The following is a 15,763-nucleotide window of genomic DNA, read 5'->3' on the forward strand; positions in this document are numbered from 1 at the left end:
GGCTTACCCGTCTCCCGCACGATCCGCACAGCGCCCTCACGGAACTCCCGGTCGAACCGTCTCCTCGTTTCAGCCATGACCATCTATCCCCTTAGGTCCGGCCTCCACGCTATCGGGGGAACCTCAGTCACGCCGACCGGATCTACGTGCTGCACCACGGTCGCCTGGTCGAGGCCGGCAGCCACGACGACCTCATGGCGACCGGCGGCCGCTACGCCGAGCTGTTCACCCTCCAAGCGGCCGGCTACGACGCCACCCCGGCCACCACCGGGCCGCTCCCCCGCCAGACGACGTCCGCCTGAAGCCGGCCACCCGACACAGGTTCGGCAAGACTCAGCTCGGCCGCGACCAGAGGCGAATTCGGTCACGACCCACAACCGAAACGGGTCCCGGGCCACTCCTGGTGTTACGGGAGGCCGGGTTGCGGAGCGAACGAGAGTACGTCACCCAGCAGCCGATACCTTCGTCCGGCTCCGACGACCGCACCATACAGATTGGGACAGGCAAAACCCCCACACCAGCATCGTGCTCGCCGGGCACCAAAACTACGTCAACGGCCTGGCCTGGGCACCCGACGAACGCAGCCTGGCCAGCTGCTCAGCCGACTGGACCATCCGCATCTGGGACCCGGCCGACAACAGCACCACGGCGCGCGTCCTCACGGGCCACGACCGGCGAGTACGCGCCGTCGCCTACTCACCCGACGGCGTGGCGGGAGTCGTCAAAACCCCTGAAACTCGACATTCTCGGACGTGACTGCGATCTACTTCTACAACGACTTGATTCGGCCTAAGACAGACTTCGATGGGAATTCGCCGGGCGGCTATTGTCTCGATGGAATTAGTGGCTGTAACATCCCAGGTGTCTGACCTGCCAACGTCAACGAACCCCACCAGGGGGAGTTGCCGCCTGCCCGGCTGTCGCTACCCGGGCACTGTCGAGAAAAGGAGACTCGCAGCAAGTGGTCTTCAGGCACGAGGGTCAGACACCCGCACTGCGACGGCTGAGTGCGCCCCACGACGCGGTCTACACGACCACAGTGGGTCAGCGCCAGATGCGGGCCGCACAGCGCCTGCCCCTCGAGCGGCCCAGATCGCTCATCACCTCCCGTGTGCCCGGGGGAATGGCAAATACCCACTGCCATGGGCGCCAAGCTAGCCATCGGGAACGCAGAGGCGTGGGCCATCGACGGGGGCGGATCATTTCAGGTGACCCAACAGAAATTGGCGACCTGTTCTACGACGGCAGGCACTCGCACTCGACCCTTGACCGTGAGGGCACCACGCCCCAATTTTGTACATCTTGCCGGGGGATACGGGTGGGCCGGAATCCGTTGCCTCCGGCCCGAGGACATCGACTCGGTAATCCGGCAGGCCCAACAGATCAGGGACCGGCCGGTTGTCATCGAGTTCGTGGTCCCAGCCGACGACATGGTCTGGCCTATGGTGCCGCCCGGTGCGAGCAACGATGAGATCAATTAGCCAAGTTCATTTCGGCGATCTGGAACCGCGATCAAATAATCCATTGATTTGAATGATCGAACATGCGGCGTGGCGCAGCTTCTCGGAAGTCTGCGGCATGCCGCCGCGAACAGCGGGAGCCGTTGGCTGAACCATAGGACGAGCAGCCGGTTCGATTGGAGTTGAAGGGAGTTACAGGTGTCAAAGATGATGACCGGGCTGGCCCTCGTGGGTCACAACGAGGTGGCCTTGGTGAAGCGCTCGATTCCCGAGCCTGGGCCAAGGGATGCGGTCGTGCGGACGACGGCGTCGATGATGTGCCCCACAGACGTGCACACCACCGCTGGGGCGATGGCAGTTCCGCTAGGGCGGATCCTCGGCCATGAGAGCGTGGGCATCATCCATCGCGTCGGCACCGCTGTGGAACGCTTCCGTGAAGGAGAAAGAGTTGCCTCAAGTGCCATCACCCCGTGCGGCCGATGCGACTTCTGTCAGCGGGGTACCAACCAATGCGGGGGCGGCCTGGGCGGCTACAAATACACCGCGCAACAGGACGGAACGCTCGCCGAGTATTTCGTCGTGCCGGACGCCGACCACAACCTGGCCCGGATCCCGGCGGAAATCAGCGACGAGGAGGCGTTGTACGCGACGGACTCGCTGAACACGGGCCTGGCCGCTGCCGAACAGGCGGCAATACCACTCGGCGGCACCGTTGCGGTTTTCGCCCAGGGAGCGGTGGGTCTGGCCGCTACCATGGGTGCCCGGCTGCTGGGCGCGGGCATGATCATCACCACCGCGACCCGGCCCCTCAACAGCCGTCTTTCCGCGCGGTTCGGCAGTGACCTGGTCATCAACCCTCGCCACGAGGACCCGATCAACAGAATCCGTGAGGTCGTCGGCGAGCTCGGGGTCGACGTGGCTATCGAGGCTCTAGGCACCCACGAGACCTTTGAACAGTGCGTTCGTGCAACCAAGGCGTCAGGAACTGTCGTAAACGCCGGTTACCACGGGCAGCACAGCACCGCTCCGCTACCCGTGCCGCTAGTGGCCTTCGGATACGGCATGGGCGGCAAGGTAATCCGCGGAATCCTGTGTCCCGGTGGCGGGGAACGGCTCGCCCGGCTGTTCCGGCTGATGGCGAACAAGCGGATCGACCCGACGCCCATGACCACCCATCGCTTCGGCTTCGGTGACGCGGTCAAGGCATTCAACACCATGGCTACGCGTACTGACGGAATCATTAAGCCGCTCATCGCCTACTGAGGAGATAGATGTGCTGCCTACTGCAGGAATCATCGGACACGGCTACTCGGTCCCCGACGGGGTTCGACGCAACGACGATCCCGCTTTCGCGTCGCTCAACCAACAACGCAACAGCCAAGGGGTCATCGAGGCTGCCGTTTTCCGCGGACTCGACCGGCGCCGCGTCCTCGCCAAGGGCGAACCAATCGAGGAACACGTGGTCCGCGCCGCCAATTCTGCCATGGAACGGGCGAATTTGACCCCTGGTGAGATCGATCGCCTCTACGGATACGTGACGGTCTCCCAGTACGCCACACCCAACAGCTTGTACCAGGTCCACCATCTACTCCGACTTCCCCCCGAGGTTATGGTGGTCCCGATCAACAGTGAGTACAGCAACTTCCTGCTCGGTTTGGTTCATGCTGCGGAGGCGGTCGCTGCCGGGGCTGCAGGAAACTCGCTGGTGGCCTGCGGTGCAAACTGGAGCGGCCACATGAACTTCACGAAGGGCCACTCCTTCAGCATCGGTGACGCCGCTGGTGCCGCAGTCGTCGGCCCATCAGATCGATTCGTTATCACTGATCATATTACTTGCACCCTCAGCAGCCAATATCACGGTCTGACCATGACCACGCGCACGATGGACCTCAACGGGCTCACCGTAATGCCAGTCGATCCAGTCACCAATTTGCCGATTCAGACATACGATATGACCCAGACTGGAATCGAAGACCTCGCGGGCGTCGTTAAAGATTCGGTCGCCACCATTGTGCAGAGCCTCCTGGAACGCAATAACGTCAACCCCAGCGATCTCACGTTGATGACTCATCAGGGTTCCCGCCTCCTCATGGACCACTGGCAGGAGCGCATCCGACCCAAGGCCTATTTGGACACATTGGCGGAACATGGCAACATGACCGTCGCCACCTACCCGGTCAATCTGTCCTACTTTTTTGAGGAGATCGACACGGCGTACACCGTCATTGTGGCGGTGGGCTGCGGACTCCATGTGACCGCGGTGTTGCTGCGAAACTAACGATCTTGGATCGCTGACTTGATCTTCAAGTGCCACGAGCACGGCGAGGGGCCGATGTAGGTTATCCACTGCGGCAAGAGGACGCCAACTTCGGCCGCTTCCCGTCCCGAACCTTCGCCATCAGCGCCGCCTGGCTGGAGTTGGCACTGACCCGCATCGACCTGCTCGCCTGGACCCAGATGTTGCTACTCGACGGCGAGCTGACCGCCGCCGAGCCGAAAAAGCTGCTACCGGGCCTTTTGGCAGCTACCCGGATCGCACTCACACCGGCAGGCGACGACGAGCTTACGTCTCCAGATGAGCTACACACTCACCTCCAGGTCCGCTGGGCGCACGAAAGACCGAGGCTAGGCGCGGCGGGCGACCCGGAAGCCGATGCCGGCATCCTGGATGCGGGTGAGATCCGCGGCGCTGATGCCGCGGCCGGTGAACCGCTCCACCGCGACGAGGCCCGTCTCCGCCCGGTCGCCGGGCTCGGCGAAGTCGAGCCCGGCGAGCGCGGCCGTGACCACCGGGTCGGCGTCGACGTCGCCCCACGGTTCGAACGAGGCGAGCAGTCGCCCCCGTTCCGCGAAGGACAGCTGGGTCAGCGCGTTGACGTTCCAGAACATGCTCGCCGCCCGTCCCCGTGCCGACGCCGCCCGCAGGACCGGCCCGCGCGAGCCCTCGAAGCCGTTGAACTCCACGGCCAGGACCGCCTCGGCCGTGTCGAGAACGGCGACCCAGGGATCTGCGCCGCGGCGAAGGCTCAGATCCTTCTCGATGTCCCGGATCGCGGTGGGGCGGTCCGGGTCGGCGCCGAAGGCGCGCAGCACCTCCTCGACCGTCGCGCCGGTCGCCACGGTGACCGTCGCCGCCACCGACAGCGGGCTGCGGCGTATCCAGCGGTACGCGTGCTCCGGCCGCGCGGGCCGCAGCGGCTCGGGCTCACCGCGCAGGCGGTGGCCGAGCCGGTCGGTGCGCCGGTGCACGATCTGCGGCGCGGCCGGCGCCGCCCAGACGGTCAGCCGGTAGCGCTCGAAGTCGCTGTCGCCGTCGTCGCGGCCACGTGCGTGCACGCGCAGCCGGTACTCACCGGGCCAGGGCGGGGTCCGGTCGCGTAGCCGTGCGGCACCGTCCGGGCCGACGACCGACGCCCGGCCCTCGGCGGCCCGCCAGCTCACCTCGACGACCTCCTCCCAGCCGGACTCCACCTCGGGCGGCGCCTCGGCCAGCACGCTCAGCTGGACCTTCACGTCGCCGTCGGCGACCCCGGTGCGGATCACGGCACCGCCGTCGACCACGGCGACCAGCCCGTTGCCGACGAAGTCGACGCCGTCGGGAAGCCGCCCCTCGATCAACGCGAACCGGTTGCCCGACACCCGTACCGAGCCGAACGACTGGCGCGGCAGGACGTACTCCGATCGGATCCTGGCCAGCAGCGCCTCGGCGTACGCCGGTGGCATCGGTGCCGCCCGCAGCAGGACCGCGGCGGCGCCGATCCCCACGCCCACGGCGGCGGCCGCGCGGTCGACCACCGACGGGAGGTGCGCCTGGTCGATGACGGCGCAGGCCGTGGCCACGGCGAGGGCGAGGTGCGCCGTCCCGTGCTGCGCCGCGATGGCGGACTCGTCGCCGGCCTCTGGCGCCACCGCCAGCAGCGGGACGACGGACGGGTGCGCCGCGAGCCGCCGGGCCAGCGCGACGACCAGGTCGGCGACGCCGGGGCGTAGCCGTTCCATCGCCTACCCCGCTTCGTGATCACCTCGGACGGACCGGAGGCTACCGAACCGGTGGGACAAAACACCGCGAACGCCGTGGCCCGGGGCGCCTTGGGAACGGGCGGCCCGGGCCGGGCACTGCTGTCTGGCAGCTACCTACCAGCGGCGGGTGCTGTCAGGCCAGGCGTCGTACGGCTGGGCCGAGAGGATCGGGTCCCAGCCGCCGCTGGCCGTCCCGCTCGGCACGTACGCCGTCAGGTCGGTGCCGGTGGTGTTGAACGGGCTGTTGTCCAGGTAGCCCGTCACCACGCCCGCGCTGTCCCGCCGGTAGTAGAGGCCGCCGCCAGGAGAGAAGAGGGAGGTCACCCCGCCCCAGCCGCTGGTGGCCGGATCGAAGCGGGACGGGACGCCGGCGTCGGAGACGGTGTACAGGACGAGCCTGTTGTCGCTGGTCGTCGCGAGCACCCGGCCCTTGCCGGCCGCCGCCAGCGACTGCACGGTGAAGCCGCTGGCGTAGACCTCCGTCCGGTTGGGCAGATCGGTGGAGGGGACCGCCGGCTTGGTCTTGGTCACCGTGTACCGGAGCAGCTTGCCGTTCGCCTGACCGAACAGGTAGCCGAACCCGTCGTAGACCAGCCGGTCGTGGCTCCATCCGGTGCCGATGGAGGCGGTGCGGGTGAAGGTGAGCGGCTGGGTGCCGGTGATGTCGACCCGGTAGAGGTTGCCGTCCGTGTCGTTGACGAGCAGGGTGTCCGAGTTCAGGGTGGCCAGGGCCTTCGGCGTGATGCCGAGGGTCTGCTCCGACACCGTGCTGACCACCTTCGCGCCGGTCACCGGGTCGATCGCGGTGTAGGAGAGCCGGCCGTTGTTCAGCCCGAAGACGGAGACCAGGCCGTTCCACGGCCGCGCCGACAGCAGCAACTGGTTCCAGCCGCTGCTGCTCACCGGGCTGGTGGGGAAGGACTGGATGTCGCTGCCGCTACCGTCGTACGGGTTGAGGTCGCGGTAGCGGTCCAGCCGGCCGGTCGAGCTGCGGGCGTAGTAGAAGCCACCGCCGGGCGAGACCACGTGGGTGAAACCGCCCCAACCCGTCGTGGCCAGCGCCGCGACCGTCCAGCCTCCCGCGCCGTCACCGTAGGCCTTGTACGACAGCAGCCGCCCGTCGGCGTGGTTGCCGAGGATCCGACCCGGGCCGGGCGACGTGAGGGTCTTCTGTCCGAAGCCACCGGTGGCGATGGTGGTCGGCCTGCTGAGGTGGGTCGCGCCGGTGGGCTTCTCAGTGGTCAGCGTCCGCCGGCGCAGCTCGTTGGTGCCGCTGATGATGCCGTAGAGCGAGCCGTACCCGTCGTAGGTGAGCCGGTCGTAGCTCGACCAGCCGGTCATGACCGAGCTGGTGGTGAAGGCCAGCGGGTCGAAGCCGGTGACGTCCACCCGGTACATGGTGCCACCCGTGTCGGTGACCAGGATGGTGTTCTCGTTCAGCGTGGCCATCGCCTTCGGGGCGAAGCCGAGGGCGGCGGCCGACGTGCGGTTGGCGCGCAGCACGCCGGTGGCCGAGTCGATGGCGCTGTAGGTGAGCCGGCCGTCGGAGAGCACGCCGAAGATCTCCACGTCGGCGGTCTGCTCGCCGATCCACGCGCCCAGGTCGTCCAGCCTGGTGGCGGTGGCGCCGTCGCGGGTCTCCGTCTCGGCCAGGCAGCCCTTCTGCCAGGAGGTGCTGTTGATCGCGACCAGCTCGGGCGCACCCGCGATGTCGCGGAACGCCGGTCCACCGGCGTCGCCCTTGCAGATGGTCGCGCCGGCCGAGGCGCCGACGAGGCCGACGGAGGTGGCGGCGACGTCCTGGACGGTGAACGTGGCGGCGTGCAGCCGGGTCGGCACCCATTCGGTGGCGGTGCGGCCGTACCCGGTCACCTTCAGGCTCTCGGTGGCGGTGGGTCCGGTGGTGGCCACCTTCACCGGGGTGATGTTGTCGACCGGTGCGGAGAGCCGGGCCAGCGCCAGGTTGCGGTCGGGGTGCGGAGCGACCGCGACGACGGCCCGCTCCTGGCCGGCGGTGCCCGTGAGATCGGTACGGCCGACCAGCGCGTTGGTGGGCTGGGCGGGCGCGCCCTTGGCGACGACGTTCGTCCCGTCGGTGAAGCAGTTCTTTGCCGTGACCAGCCAGTTCCGGTCGATCAGCGCGCCGGTGCAGGCGCGGGCATCGCCGAAGGTCACCTTGGCGGTGAATGCGTAGGTGCCGTCGGGAACGGGATCGCCGCCGACGACGGCAGAGGCGGAACCGCTGACCAGCAGGCCCGCCGCGACGGCGACGCCGAGCAGGGCCGCCCCCCATCGGCGTGAGCGGTGAACTGACAAGAGCGTCTCCCTGGAGGAAATGTCGGGTGAATACTGCCGGAGCCGCAATAGCCGTTCAGGCGCAAATCGACGTGGATGCCCCGGCGGCGATCCGCCGAGCGCACGGCCCGGCGAGACGTCGCGGCTGCGAATGGGCAGCATGTATGGGCCGCTTGGGCACGGCAGACCCCCCGTTTCAACTTACATAGATAGCGGTGACCGTACCGATCGGCGGGCCGGCCCACAAGGGAGCGGGATGAACTTCAAAGCGTCGCGGGATGGACCTCGCTCCGCGCGGCCCGGCACGACCGGGTCGACGGCTCGGAGCGCGTCCACTTCAGAGTGGTCGGGGAATCGCCGACCGGTCCACGGTCCGCTGCGCTGATCCCTTTTGGACCGCTTGTTCCGCCGTCCGTTCCCAATGCGTCAGGCGGCCAGTACCCTTCGACCACCAGCCCGGCTCCGGGCCGAGCACGAAACCAACGGGGAGATAGATCTTGCTCAGTAAGCCTGCACAGACCTGGGGCGCCGCCCTTCTGGTGGCCGGACTGGCCGCCGGAGTGCTCGGCGGCGGCGCCGCCTCCGCGATCTCGGGCGGCCAGGACGTTCCGGACGGGGGCTACCCCTTCACCGCCAAGGTGACCTTCGGTGACCTGCACAGCTGCACCGGTGCCCTGGTCGCCAGCCGGTGGATCGTCACGGCGAAGACCTGCTTCACCGACGGCACGACGCCGCCGGTGGCGGGTGCGCCCAGCCGGCCGACCAGCGCTCTGGTGGGTCGCACCAACCTCGCCGGCTCCGCCGGGCACCGGCTGGCGGTCACCAGCCTGGTGCCGCACCCGACCCGCAACGTCGTGCTCGCCGAGCTGTCCGCTCCGGTCGTCGACGTCACGCCCGCGCCCTGGTCCGCCACGCCCCCCGCGGCGGCGGAGACGCTGCGGGTCACCGGCTACGGCCGTACCGCGACCGAGTGGGTGCCCGAGCGACTGCACACGGCCACCTTCACCGTCGGTGCGGTGGGTGCCACGACGATCGACGTCACCGGCACCTCCGCCGGGGCCACGATCTGCAAGGGTGACGGCGGCGGCCCGGCCTTCCGCGAGGTCGGCGCGGGCGTCGAACTGGTGGCGATCAACAACGCCAGTTGGCAGAAGGGCTGCCTCGCCGAGACCGAGACGCGCGAGGGGGCCACGCAGACCCGCCTCGACGACCTGGGCGACTGGTTCCGGGAGAGCATCCGCACCCAGCCGTACGCGCTGGCCAACACCGTCGCCGGGGAGTTCACCGGGGACGGACGCGACGACCTGATCGCCGTCGAGCCGGGCACCGGCAAGCTGTGGCTCTACCCTGGCACGACCACCGACCGGGTCTGGGGTGACCGGGTCCGGATCGAGCCGGAGACCGACTGGAACAGCTACCGCGACCTGGTCGCCGGCCAGTTCGACGGGGACGCCTACGACGACCTGATCGGCGTCGAGATCGCCACGAACACGCTCTGGTTGTTCCCCGGCACCGCCACCGGCGGCGGGTTCGCCGACCGGGTGGTGGCCGGCGCCAACTGGCAGGACATGACCGAGCTCGTGGCCGGCAGGTTCAACCGGGACAGCTACGACGACCTGGCCGCGGTCCAGATGTCCACCGGCAAGCTGCTCATGTTCCCGGGCACGGCCGCCGGCGGAGCGCTCTGGGGCACCACCACGGAGATCGGCTTCAGCGGGTGGACCAACAAGCGGGAACTGGTCGCGGGCCGGTTCAACCGGGACGGCTACGACGATCTCGTGGTGGTGGACAGGAGCAGCGGCGACGTCCAGATGTACCCGGGCACCGCGACCGGCGGATCGTCCTGGGGCACCGTGACCGCCATCGCCACCGGCGGCAAGGGTCTGACGGCGGTCGCGGCCGGGAAGCTCAACCCCGACGGCTACGACGACCTGCTCGCCGTCGAAGGCGACCAGGTCTGGCTGTACCCCGGCAGCACCACCGGCGGTACGCTCGGCGCCCGGGTGCAGCCCGTCGGCCGGATTCCCGTCCTGCAGCCGCACGGCCTGTTGGAGGCGGTCACCGGCGAGTTCAACCGCGACCAGTACGCCGACCTGATCGGCATCGAGAAGGGCACGGGGCGACTGTGGCTCTACCCGGGCACCGGCGACGGCACCTGGGGGCCACGGAAGGTCGTGGGCACCGGCTGGAACGGATACCGCGACCTCACCGTGGGCCGGTTCAACGCCGACGCCTACGACGACCTGCTGGCCATCGAGATGAGCACGGGCAGCCTCTGGCTCTACCCGGGCACGGCGACCGGCACCAACTGGGGCAGTCGCGGCACGAAACCGGTCGGGGTCAACTGGCTGGGTCTGGAGCGGCTGACCGCCGGCCGGTTCAACGGTGACGCGTTCGACGACGTGGTGGCCGTGGAGAAGAGCACCGGGAAGCTGCGCCTGTACCCGGGCGACGGCAACAGCGGCTGGGGCACGAGCACGATCATCGACGCCTCCGACTGGAACGCGCTCGGCGCGGTGGCACATGGCCGGTTCGACCGGGACGACTACGACGACCTGATCGCCGTGGAACGGTCCACCGGCAAGGTGTGGCTCTACCCGGGCGTCGCCGGCGGCGGCTCGTTCGGCAGCCGGGTGGAGGTCTTCGGCGGCGGCTGGACGGGGCGTAACGAGCTGGCCGCAGTCCGATTCGATCAGGACGACTACGACGACCTCGTCGTGGGCGACGCGGCGACGGGACACGTCTGGGTGTACCCGGGCACCAGGAGCGGCGGCCCGGCCTGGGGCGACCCCACGGAGTTCGGCCCGATCTCCTGATCATCCGGTCCCGGTGAGACGTGGGGCTGACGGCGATCGGCGTCAGCCCCACGTCCGCCTCTCGGCAAGGTCGGGTGTCGACGCTGAAGCCCTGGCCGCCAAAGCCGGACTCCGGCGGTGGAAGATCACCGACCGCTGGCGTCAGTGGTAGCCAACTCCGCACGACCTTTCTCTACCTAGGCTTGGTAGAGTTCGAGCATGGCCTCGGAAGTGCGGATGACACTACCCACCCAGCTTGTGCTGCGAACCCTTCTCGACCGACCCGACCAGGAGCTCTACGGGTTGGAGCTCAGCGCCGCCGCCGGCCTCGCCAGCGGCACCCTCCATCCGATCCTGGCCCGGTTGGAACGCCTGGGCTGGTTGCGGTCGCGTTGGGAGGAACTCGACCCGCACGAGGCGGGCAGGCCGCGCCGCCGCTACTACTCGCTCACTCCGGACGGTGCGGAGAAGGCCCGGATCGCTCTCGCCCGGGCTTCCTCGTCGGTGGACCGCCTGCGCGCCCTGCGTCCCGGGCTGTCCGGAGGGTCCGCGTGACCGGGGCGGGAGAGGACGGACGGCAGCCGGTGCCGGCCGTGTGGCCGCTGTCGATGGGTGGCCACCAGAGCGCGCCGAAGGTCACCGACGATGTGGTGGTCCGGGTGCTGGCCGGACTCCGGAGTACCGGCGGGGCGAGTGGAATGTTTCCCCGGCACCCGTCGTCGCGTGGTCCTCTGCCGCGACGCGTTCCGGGCAGCAATCCGATGCATCTGCCGCCGTGGGCTGGGCCGCACGCACCGCTTCCCGTCGCGCGAGACGCCGCCTCCATCGCCCAGCACGCCAGTTACTACTTTCGTGGCTACCAGGCGGGGGCGCGGGTCGCCGTCCAGAGCGTCGGCACCCCCGCCGCGGTCCTGCCCAGCCCTGTCATCGTCCCCCTGCCCGAGTCCGGGAGACGTTCCTCGCGGGTACGGACGCCTGCGACGATCGCGTCCGCGATGCGGCTCGTCGGGGTGGTCCTGCGATTCATCCCGGAGGTCGAACGACCTCGCTACGGCGAGGAGTTCCGGGCCGAGTTGGCTGAACTCAGGGGGCTGCGCCAACTCGCCTACGCGGCGAGGCTGTTGGTGTCCGCGCCGGCGCTCCGACGCAGCCTGCGCGAGGATCCGCTGGGCGGGAAGGGAGGCGGATGGTGGCCGTTCGCAGGGTGAGCGCATTCGCCGCCAGCGGCGGGATGGTTTCCCTGCTCGCCATGAGCGGCTGGCCCGCGGTCGTTCTCCTCCTCGTGGCGGCGGCCATGACGGCAGCCCTTGTCGGCTGGGTCGTCAACGACCGGGAACGCGCCGAGCGACTCGCGACGCTCGTCCACGCTTTCCGGCAGAATCCCGCTGCCGCCCGGGCTCGCCGGTCACGCCCGCCTTCCTGACCGGTTCAACTACCTGCGCCCGGCTCGGTACCGGTGCCATGGCTGATCGGCGCGACGGCGTCGAGGGCAGCCGTGGGTTCCAACGCTCCGGGTAGCTCCGGGATCGGTGGCGGCTTCGGCGCGGATCCGGGATCGAGCTCGATCGGGCCCACGTCCGGTAGGTCGGGGTCGAGCGGCTCCGGCAGTCGCGGAAGCGGCGGGAGGACCGGGTCGTCCAGCAGGGGAAGGTCGTCGAGTGGTAATGGCGTCGCGGACCGGTCCGGTGACGCCTCCGGCGCCGGCGCGCGCTCCGGTGAGGGCGGCACGCGTTCCGGCGACGGCGCCGGCGAGCGCGGGTGGCCCGGGGCGGCTGACGGGCTGTCCCCCGGCCCGGGCCGCGGGTGGTCGGGGGACGGGCCTCCGAGTGGGGCGTGCGGCTGATCCGTGCGGGGCGCACCCGGGGTCAACTGTTGGACGAACGGCAGTGGTACGGCCAGGGCGACCGCCGTGACGGCGACGACCGCGGCCATACCCACCGGGTCGGGTGCGCTCTTGCCTGGAAACCGGCGGACCGCGACGACGAGCCACGGCAACACGAGAGTGTGGGTGGCTGCCCGCCGTAGCCACCGGCGTGCCCGGGTCAGATGGGACTGGACGGAGCGACGGGTCAGCCCGAACTGGCGTGCGACGCTCTCCGGCTGCACTCCCCAGCCGGTCGAGAGGCAGACCACGTGTGTGGTGACCGGCAGCTGGCGTAACGCGTCGATGAGCCAACTCGCCATGGCCCGGTCGGTGATCGCCTCGTCGAGTTCGGGGGTCGTGCGGTCCTTCTCGTCACCGAGCCGGATCACGGCGACGCGTTCCCGGTTACGTCGGCGCAGCAGATCCACGTACCGCCGGTAGGCGACCGTGGCGGTCCAGGCGGCGGCGCTCTTGGCGCCGGCCGCTTCCGGATCGGTCAACAACGCGAGCAGAGCGTCCTGGGCGCAGTCCTCGGCGTCGTATCGGCTGGCACCCGCCGCCAGGCACCGGCGTACGGCTGACTCGCGCGCCCGAACCAGTTCGGACTCCTGCATGCGGTTCCGGTCCTCCCGTTCGGCTTGGCCACGCGCGAGGACTGGGCAGGGACGGGTTGCGCGGGGCGGTTCGGGATCGAGATGAGAAATCTAGGTGCGTGTTGGGCGCTCGGGCGGCGACACACCGATGGCTTCCGCCGACACCGCCGGCGGCTGGGTCAACCGGCCGGTGGCCACCAGGGCCCCACGCGGGGTGGAGCGCCTGGTGGCCACCGCCTACCTCGGACAGGTGGGGCTGTCTCAGACGGACAGGCCGCAGTTCACGTCCGCCGTCAGGCTGGCCCGGACGTACAACCCGTTGTCCAGCCGGAGCCACAGCGCCGCGTCGGCGCCGATGGTGGTGCCGACCACGGTGAGGGTCGTGCCGGCCGTGACGCGGGCACCGATCGGGCTGTTCAGGTCGGGGCGGACGTGCAGATCCGCGTCGGCCGTGACCTGGACCTGGCAGTTGAGCGAGATGGACGGCAGCGTGATGTCGTTCGTCGCGGCGTTCGCCGTGCCGACCCCGAGGAACAGGGCGCCACCCATGGCGGCGACGGCGAGCATGGAAGCGGCGAGAGTACGGGACCGAACTCGTGACATTGTGAACTCCGTTCCGTGTCAAGGTTTTCGAACTGGCCAGCCGTATTGATTCTCGACATCCCGTCGAGGCGCGCATTGAAAGGTTATTGGTCGGGAATCAACAGGTCAACAACCACGCCGTCGCTATTTACGCCGCCAAAGACATCGCCGAATCGTCGCCGGATAATTGAGTACGCCACTCTCGAAAATCTGCACACACCCGCATTTCTCGGCACGCGTTTCGGGTGCACGATCCGGAGGGCGCACCCCGAACCGTCGGAACGACGGCGCGCCGGATCCACCACACAGGACGCACCGCCCTCCGGGCGTCGACCGCGCCCGTCAGCGGACCGCTACCTTGTACGCAGCACGCGACAGGAGCGAAGGAGCCCCTCATGACCGACAGCCCAACCCGGGGTCGGGCGGCCAAACTGGACGTCACCGTGCCGCACTCGGCCCGCGTCTGGAACTACTGGCTGGGCGGCAAGGACAACTTCGCCGCCGATCGCCAGGTCGGCGACCAGGTCCTCGAGGTCTACCCGGCGATCGTGGACGTCGCCCGGCACACCCGGGCCTTCCTCGGTCGCGCGGTCCGGCACCTCGCCGGCGAGGCGGGCATCCGGCAGTTCCTCGACATCGGTACCGGGCTGCCGACGGCGGACAACACCCACCAGGTCGCCCAGCGGGTCGACCCGACCTGCCGGGTGGTGTACGTCGACAACGACCCCATCGTGCTGGCGCACGCCCGGGCCCTGCTCGTCGGGACGCCCGAGGGCCGGACCGAGTACATCGACGCGGACGTGCGTGACCCGGACCTGATCCTCACCGGGGCGGCCGGCACTCTGGACTTCGACCGTCCGGTGGCGCTGATGATGCTCGGCATCATGGGCAACGTCCTGGACGACGACGAGGCGTACGCGATCGTCCGGCGGTTCGTGGACGCCGTGCCGTCCGGAAGCTACCTCGCCCTCGAGGACGGCACGAACGTGATCCGCCCGGAGGCGGCCCACCAGGCCGAACGGGTCCGCGCCGACGCCGGTGACCCGTACCGTCTGCGCAGCCCCGAGCAGATCGCCCGGTTCTTCGACGGCCTGGAGATGCTGGAGCCCGGCATCGTCCCGGTCTCCCGGTGGCGCTCCGGACCGGAACTCCCGCCCGAGGTGGACGCCCTCTGCGGGCTCGCCCGCAAGCCCTGAGCCCGGACGCGAGCCGGATACCCGACGAGTCCGCTTGCCGACAGTACAGCTGCCTTCACGCGCGCCGCCGGCTCTGACAACCTGCTGTCGGCAGGTTACTCAGTGGACAGGACGGGCCGAGGGCGATGACGAAGCGTTGGTTGGTCACGGGGTGTTCGAGCGGACTCGGTCGGGCCCTCGCAGCCCGCCTCGCCGCCGAGGGCGAGCAGGTGGTGGCGACGGCCCGACGTCCGGAGACCCTCGACGACCTGGTGGCACAGTATCCGGGCACCGTGGTGGCCACCGCCCTGGACGTACGGGATCCGGCGCAGTGCGCGGAGGCGGTCGGGCGGGCGGTGGACGCCTTCGGCGGCGTCGACGTCCTGGTCAACAACGCGGCCTACGGCCAGTTCGGCGCGTTCGAGGAGGTCTCCGACGCGGAGCTCGCCGCGCAGTTCGACACGAACGTGTTCGGGCCGTGGCGGCTCACCCGGGCGGTGCTGCCGGTGTGGCGGGCGCAGGGCCGCGGGCACGCGATCTTCGTCAGCTCGGTCGCCGGCGTGGTGCCGTTCCCGGGCCTCGCCGCGTACACCGCGAGCAAGTTCGCGGTGGAGGGGGCGGCCGAGTCGCTGGCCATCGAGGCCGGGCACCTCGGGGTGAAGGTGACCATCCTGCAGCCGGGCGGCTTCGCCACCGGGTACGCCGCCAACCTGGCCATGCCGGCGCACCGGATCGCGGACTACGCGCCGGCCGCCGACGGCATGCTCGGCGCGCTGCGCGGCATGAACTCCAACATGGAGGTCAACTCCCCCGAGCTGTTCGCCGACGTGGTCTGGCGGCTCGGCCAGCTGGAGTCGCCTCCGCTGCGGCTGCCGGTGGGACCCGACTCGGAGGCGTTCCTGGAGGCCGCCTACGACGCCCGGCGCCGTGAGTACGACCAGGTCGTCAAGGCGGGCCACCACACCCTCGCCTGACCCAC

12 protein-coding genes and 3 pseudogenes are annotated in these 15,763 nt (G+C 69.5%); 11 read left to right on the forward strand and 4 right to left on the reverse strand.

Annotated elements, in window-relative coordinates; all coding sequences use genetic code 11:
• Window positions 1-119: 119 nt before the first annotated feature.
• From ABGB16_RS17955 to ABGB16_RS17975, 5 genes and pseudogenes are all read left to right on the forward strand, one after another.
• Window positions 120-302: pseudogene (locus ABGB16_RS17955) on the forward strand (hypothetical protein); the annotation flags it as partial.
• 135 nt (window positions 303-437) lie between these two features.
• A pseudogene (locus tag ABGB16_RS17960) lies at window positions 438-708 on the forward strand (hypothetical protein); the annotation flags it as partial.
• Between the two features lie 959 nt (window positions 709-1,667).
• Window positions 1,668-2,723, forward strand: coding sequence for an alcohol dehydrogenase catalytic domain-containing protein (locus ABGB16_RS17965; protein WP_347669228.1), 1,056 nt, complete (start codon window positions 1,668-1,670; stop codon window positions 2,721-2,723).
• Window positions 2,724-2,733: 10 nt separating this feature from the next.
• Window positions 2,734-3,738, forward strand: coding sequence for a 3-oxoacyl-[acyl-carrier-protein] synthase III C-terminal domain-containing protein (locus ABGB16_RS17970; protein WP_347669229.1), 1,005 nt, complete (start codon window positions 2,734-2,736; stop codon window positions 3,736-3,738).
• 68 nt (window positions 3,739-3,806) lie between these two features.
• Window positions 3,807-3,965: pseudogene (locus ABGB16_RS17975) on the forward strand (IS1380 family transposase); the annotation flags it as partial.
• A 120-nt stretch (window positions 3,966-4,085) separates the two neighbouring features.
• On the opposite strand, the gene ABGB16_RS17980 reads toward ABGB16_RS17975, so the two are convergent.
• Both ABGB16_RS17980 and ABGB16_RS17985 read right to left on the reverse strand, forming a co-directional pair.
• Window positions 4,086-5,459 (reverse strand): DUF6461 domain-containing protein, encoded by a 1,374-nt coding sequence (locus ABGB16_RS17980; protein WP_347669230.1) that lies wholly within the window; start codon window positions 5,457-5,459, stop codon window positions 4,086-4,088.
• 135 nt (window positions 5,460-5,594) lie between these two features.
• A complete protein-coding gene (locus ABGB16_RS17985; protein ID WP_347669231.1) occupies window positions 5,595-7,796 on the reverse strand; it encodes a trypsin-like serine protease in 2,202 nt (733 codons plus the stop codon).
• Between the two features lie 476 nt (window positions 7,797-8,272).
• On the opposite strand from ABGB16_RS17985, the gene ABGB16_RS17990 reads away from it, so the two are divergent.
• The 4 genes from ABGB16_RS17990 (at window position 8,273) to ABGB16_RS18005 (ending at window position 11,993) form a co-directional block, all read left to right on the forward strand.
• Entirely contained in the window at window positions 8,273-10,591 is a 2,319-nt protein-coding gene (locus tag ABGB16_RS17990) for an FG-GAP-like repeat-containing protein (protein ID WP_347669232.1), read from the forward strand.
• Between the two features lie 198 nt (window positions 10,592-10,789).
• Window positions 10,790-11,125 (forward strand): helix-turn-helix transcriptional regulator, encoded by a 336-nt coding sequence (locus ABGB16_RS17995; RefSeq protein ID WP_347669233.1) that lies wholly within the window; start codon window positions 10,790-10,792, stop codon window positions 11,123-11,125.
• Between the two features lie 206 nt (window positions 11,126-11,331).
• Window positions 11,332-11,778, forward strand: coding sequence for a hypothetical protein (locus tag ABGB16_RS18000; protein WP_347669234.1), 447 nt, complete (start codon window positions 11,332-11,334; stop codon window positions 11,776-11,778).
• Complete coding sequence (locus ABGB16_RS18005; protein WP_347669235.1) at window positions 11,775-11,993, forward strand: hypothetical protein; 219 nt, start codon at window positions 11,775-11,777, stop codon at window positions 11,991-11,993. Before ABGB16_RS18000 ends, ABGB16_RS18005 begins: the two co-directional genes overlap by 4 nt.
• Before the next feature lie 5 nt (window positions 11,994-11,998).
• Here the strand turns inward: ABGB16_RS18005 and ABGB16_RS18010 are convergent, their stop codons facing one another.
• Both ABGB16_RS18010 and ABGB16_RS18015 read right to left on the reverse strand, forming a co-directional pair.
• The gene (locus ABGB16_RS18010; protein ID WP_347669236.1) at window positions 11,999-13,048 is read right to left on the reverse strand and encodes a sigma-70 family RNA polymerase sigma factor; all 1,050 of its coding nucleotides are present in this window, start codon (window positions 13,046-13,048) and stop codon (window positions 11,999-12,001) included.
• A 240-nt stretch (window positions 13,049-13,288) separates the two neighbouring features.
• Window positions 13,289-13,630 carry a hypothetical protein gene (locus ABGB16_RS18015; protein WP_347669237.1) on the reverse strand — a complete coding sequence of 114 codons (342 nt, stop codon included), beginning with the start codon at window positions 13,628-13,630 and terminating at the stop codon, window positions 13,289-13,291.
• A 374-nt stretch (window positions 13,631-14,004) separates the two neighbouring features.
• Between ABGB16_RS18015 and ABGB16_RS18020 the strand changes: the two genes are divergently transcribed.
• Window positions 14,005-14,805, forward strand: coding sequence for an SAM-dependent methyltransferase (locus tag ABGB16_RS18020; RefSeq protein ID WP_347669238.1), 801 nt, complete (start codon window positions 14,005-14,007; stop codon window positions 14,803-14,805).
• Window positions 14,806-14,930: 125 nt separating this feature from the next.
• Entirely contained in the window at window positions 14,931-15,758 is an 828-nt protein-coding gene (locus ABGB16_RS18025) for an SDR family oxidoreductase (protein WP_347669239.1), read from the forward strand.
• Window positions 15,759-15,763 lie beyond the last annotated feature (5 nt).

The sequence above is a fragment of the Micromonospora sp. B11E3 genome (genome assembly GCF_039871625.1).
In the GTDB taxonomy this organism is placed as follows: Bacteria; Actinomycetota; Actinomycetes; order Mycobacteriales; family Micromonosporaceae; genus Micromonospora.

Excerpts from the sequence above, each read along its gene's own strand:
- ABGB16_RS17965 (WP_347669228.1), top strand. The coding sequence starts at position 1,668 with ATGATGACCGGGCTGGCCCTCGTGGGTCACAACGAGGTGGCCTTGGTG.
- ABGB16_RS17980 (WP_347669230.1), bottom strand. The coding sequence starts at position 5,459 with ATGGAACGGCTACGCCCCGGCGTCGCCGACCTGGTCGTCGCGCTGGCC.
- ABGB16_RS17995 (WP_347669233.1), top strand. The coding sequence starts at position 10,790 with ATGGCCTCGGAAGTGCGGATGACACTACCCACCCAGCTTGTGCTGCGA.
- ABGB16_RS18000 (WP_347669234.1), top strand. The coding sequence starts at position 11,332 with ATGCATCTGCCGCCGTGGGCTGGGCCGCACGCACCGCTTCCCGTCGCG.
- ABGB16_RS18010 (WP_347669236.1), bottom strand. The coding sequence starts at position 13,048 with ATGCAGGAGTCCGAACTGGTTCGGGCGCGCGAGTCAGCCGTACGCCGG.
- ABGB16_RS18015 (WP_347669237.1), bottom strand. The coding sequence starts at position 13,630 with ATGTCACGAGTTCGGTCCCGTACTCTCGCCGCTTCCATGCTCGCCGTC.
- ABGB16_RS18020 (WP_347669238.1), top strand. The coding sequence starts at position 14,005 with ATGACCGACAGCCCAACCCGGGGTCGGGCGGCCAAACTGGACGTCACC.
- ABGB16_RS18025 (WP_347669239.1), top strand. The coding sequence starts at position 14,931 with ATGACGAAGCGTTGGTTGGTCACGGGGTGTTCGAGCGGACTCGGTCGG.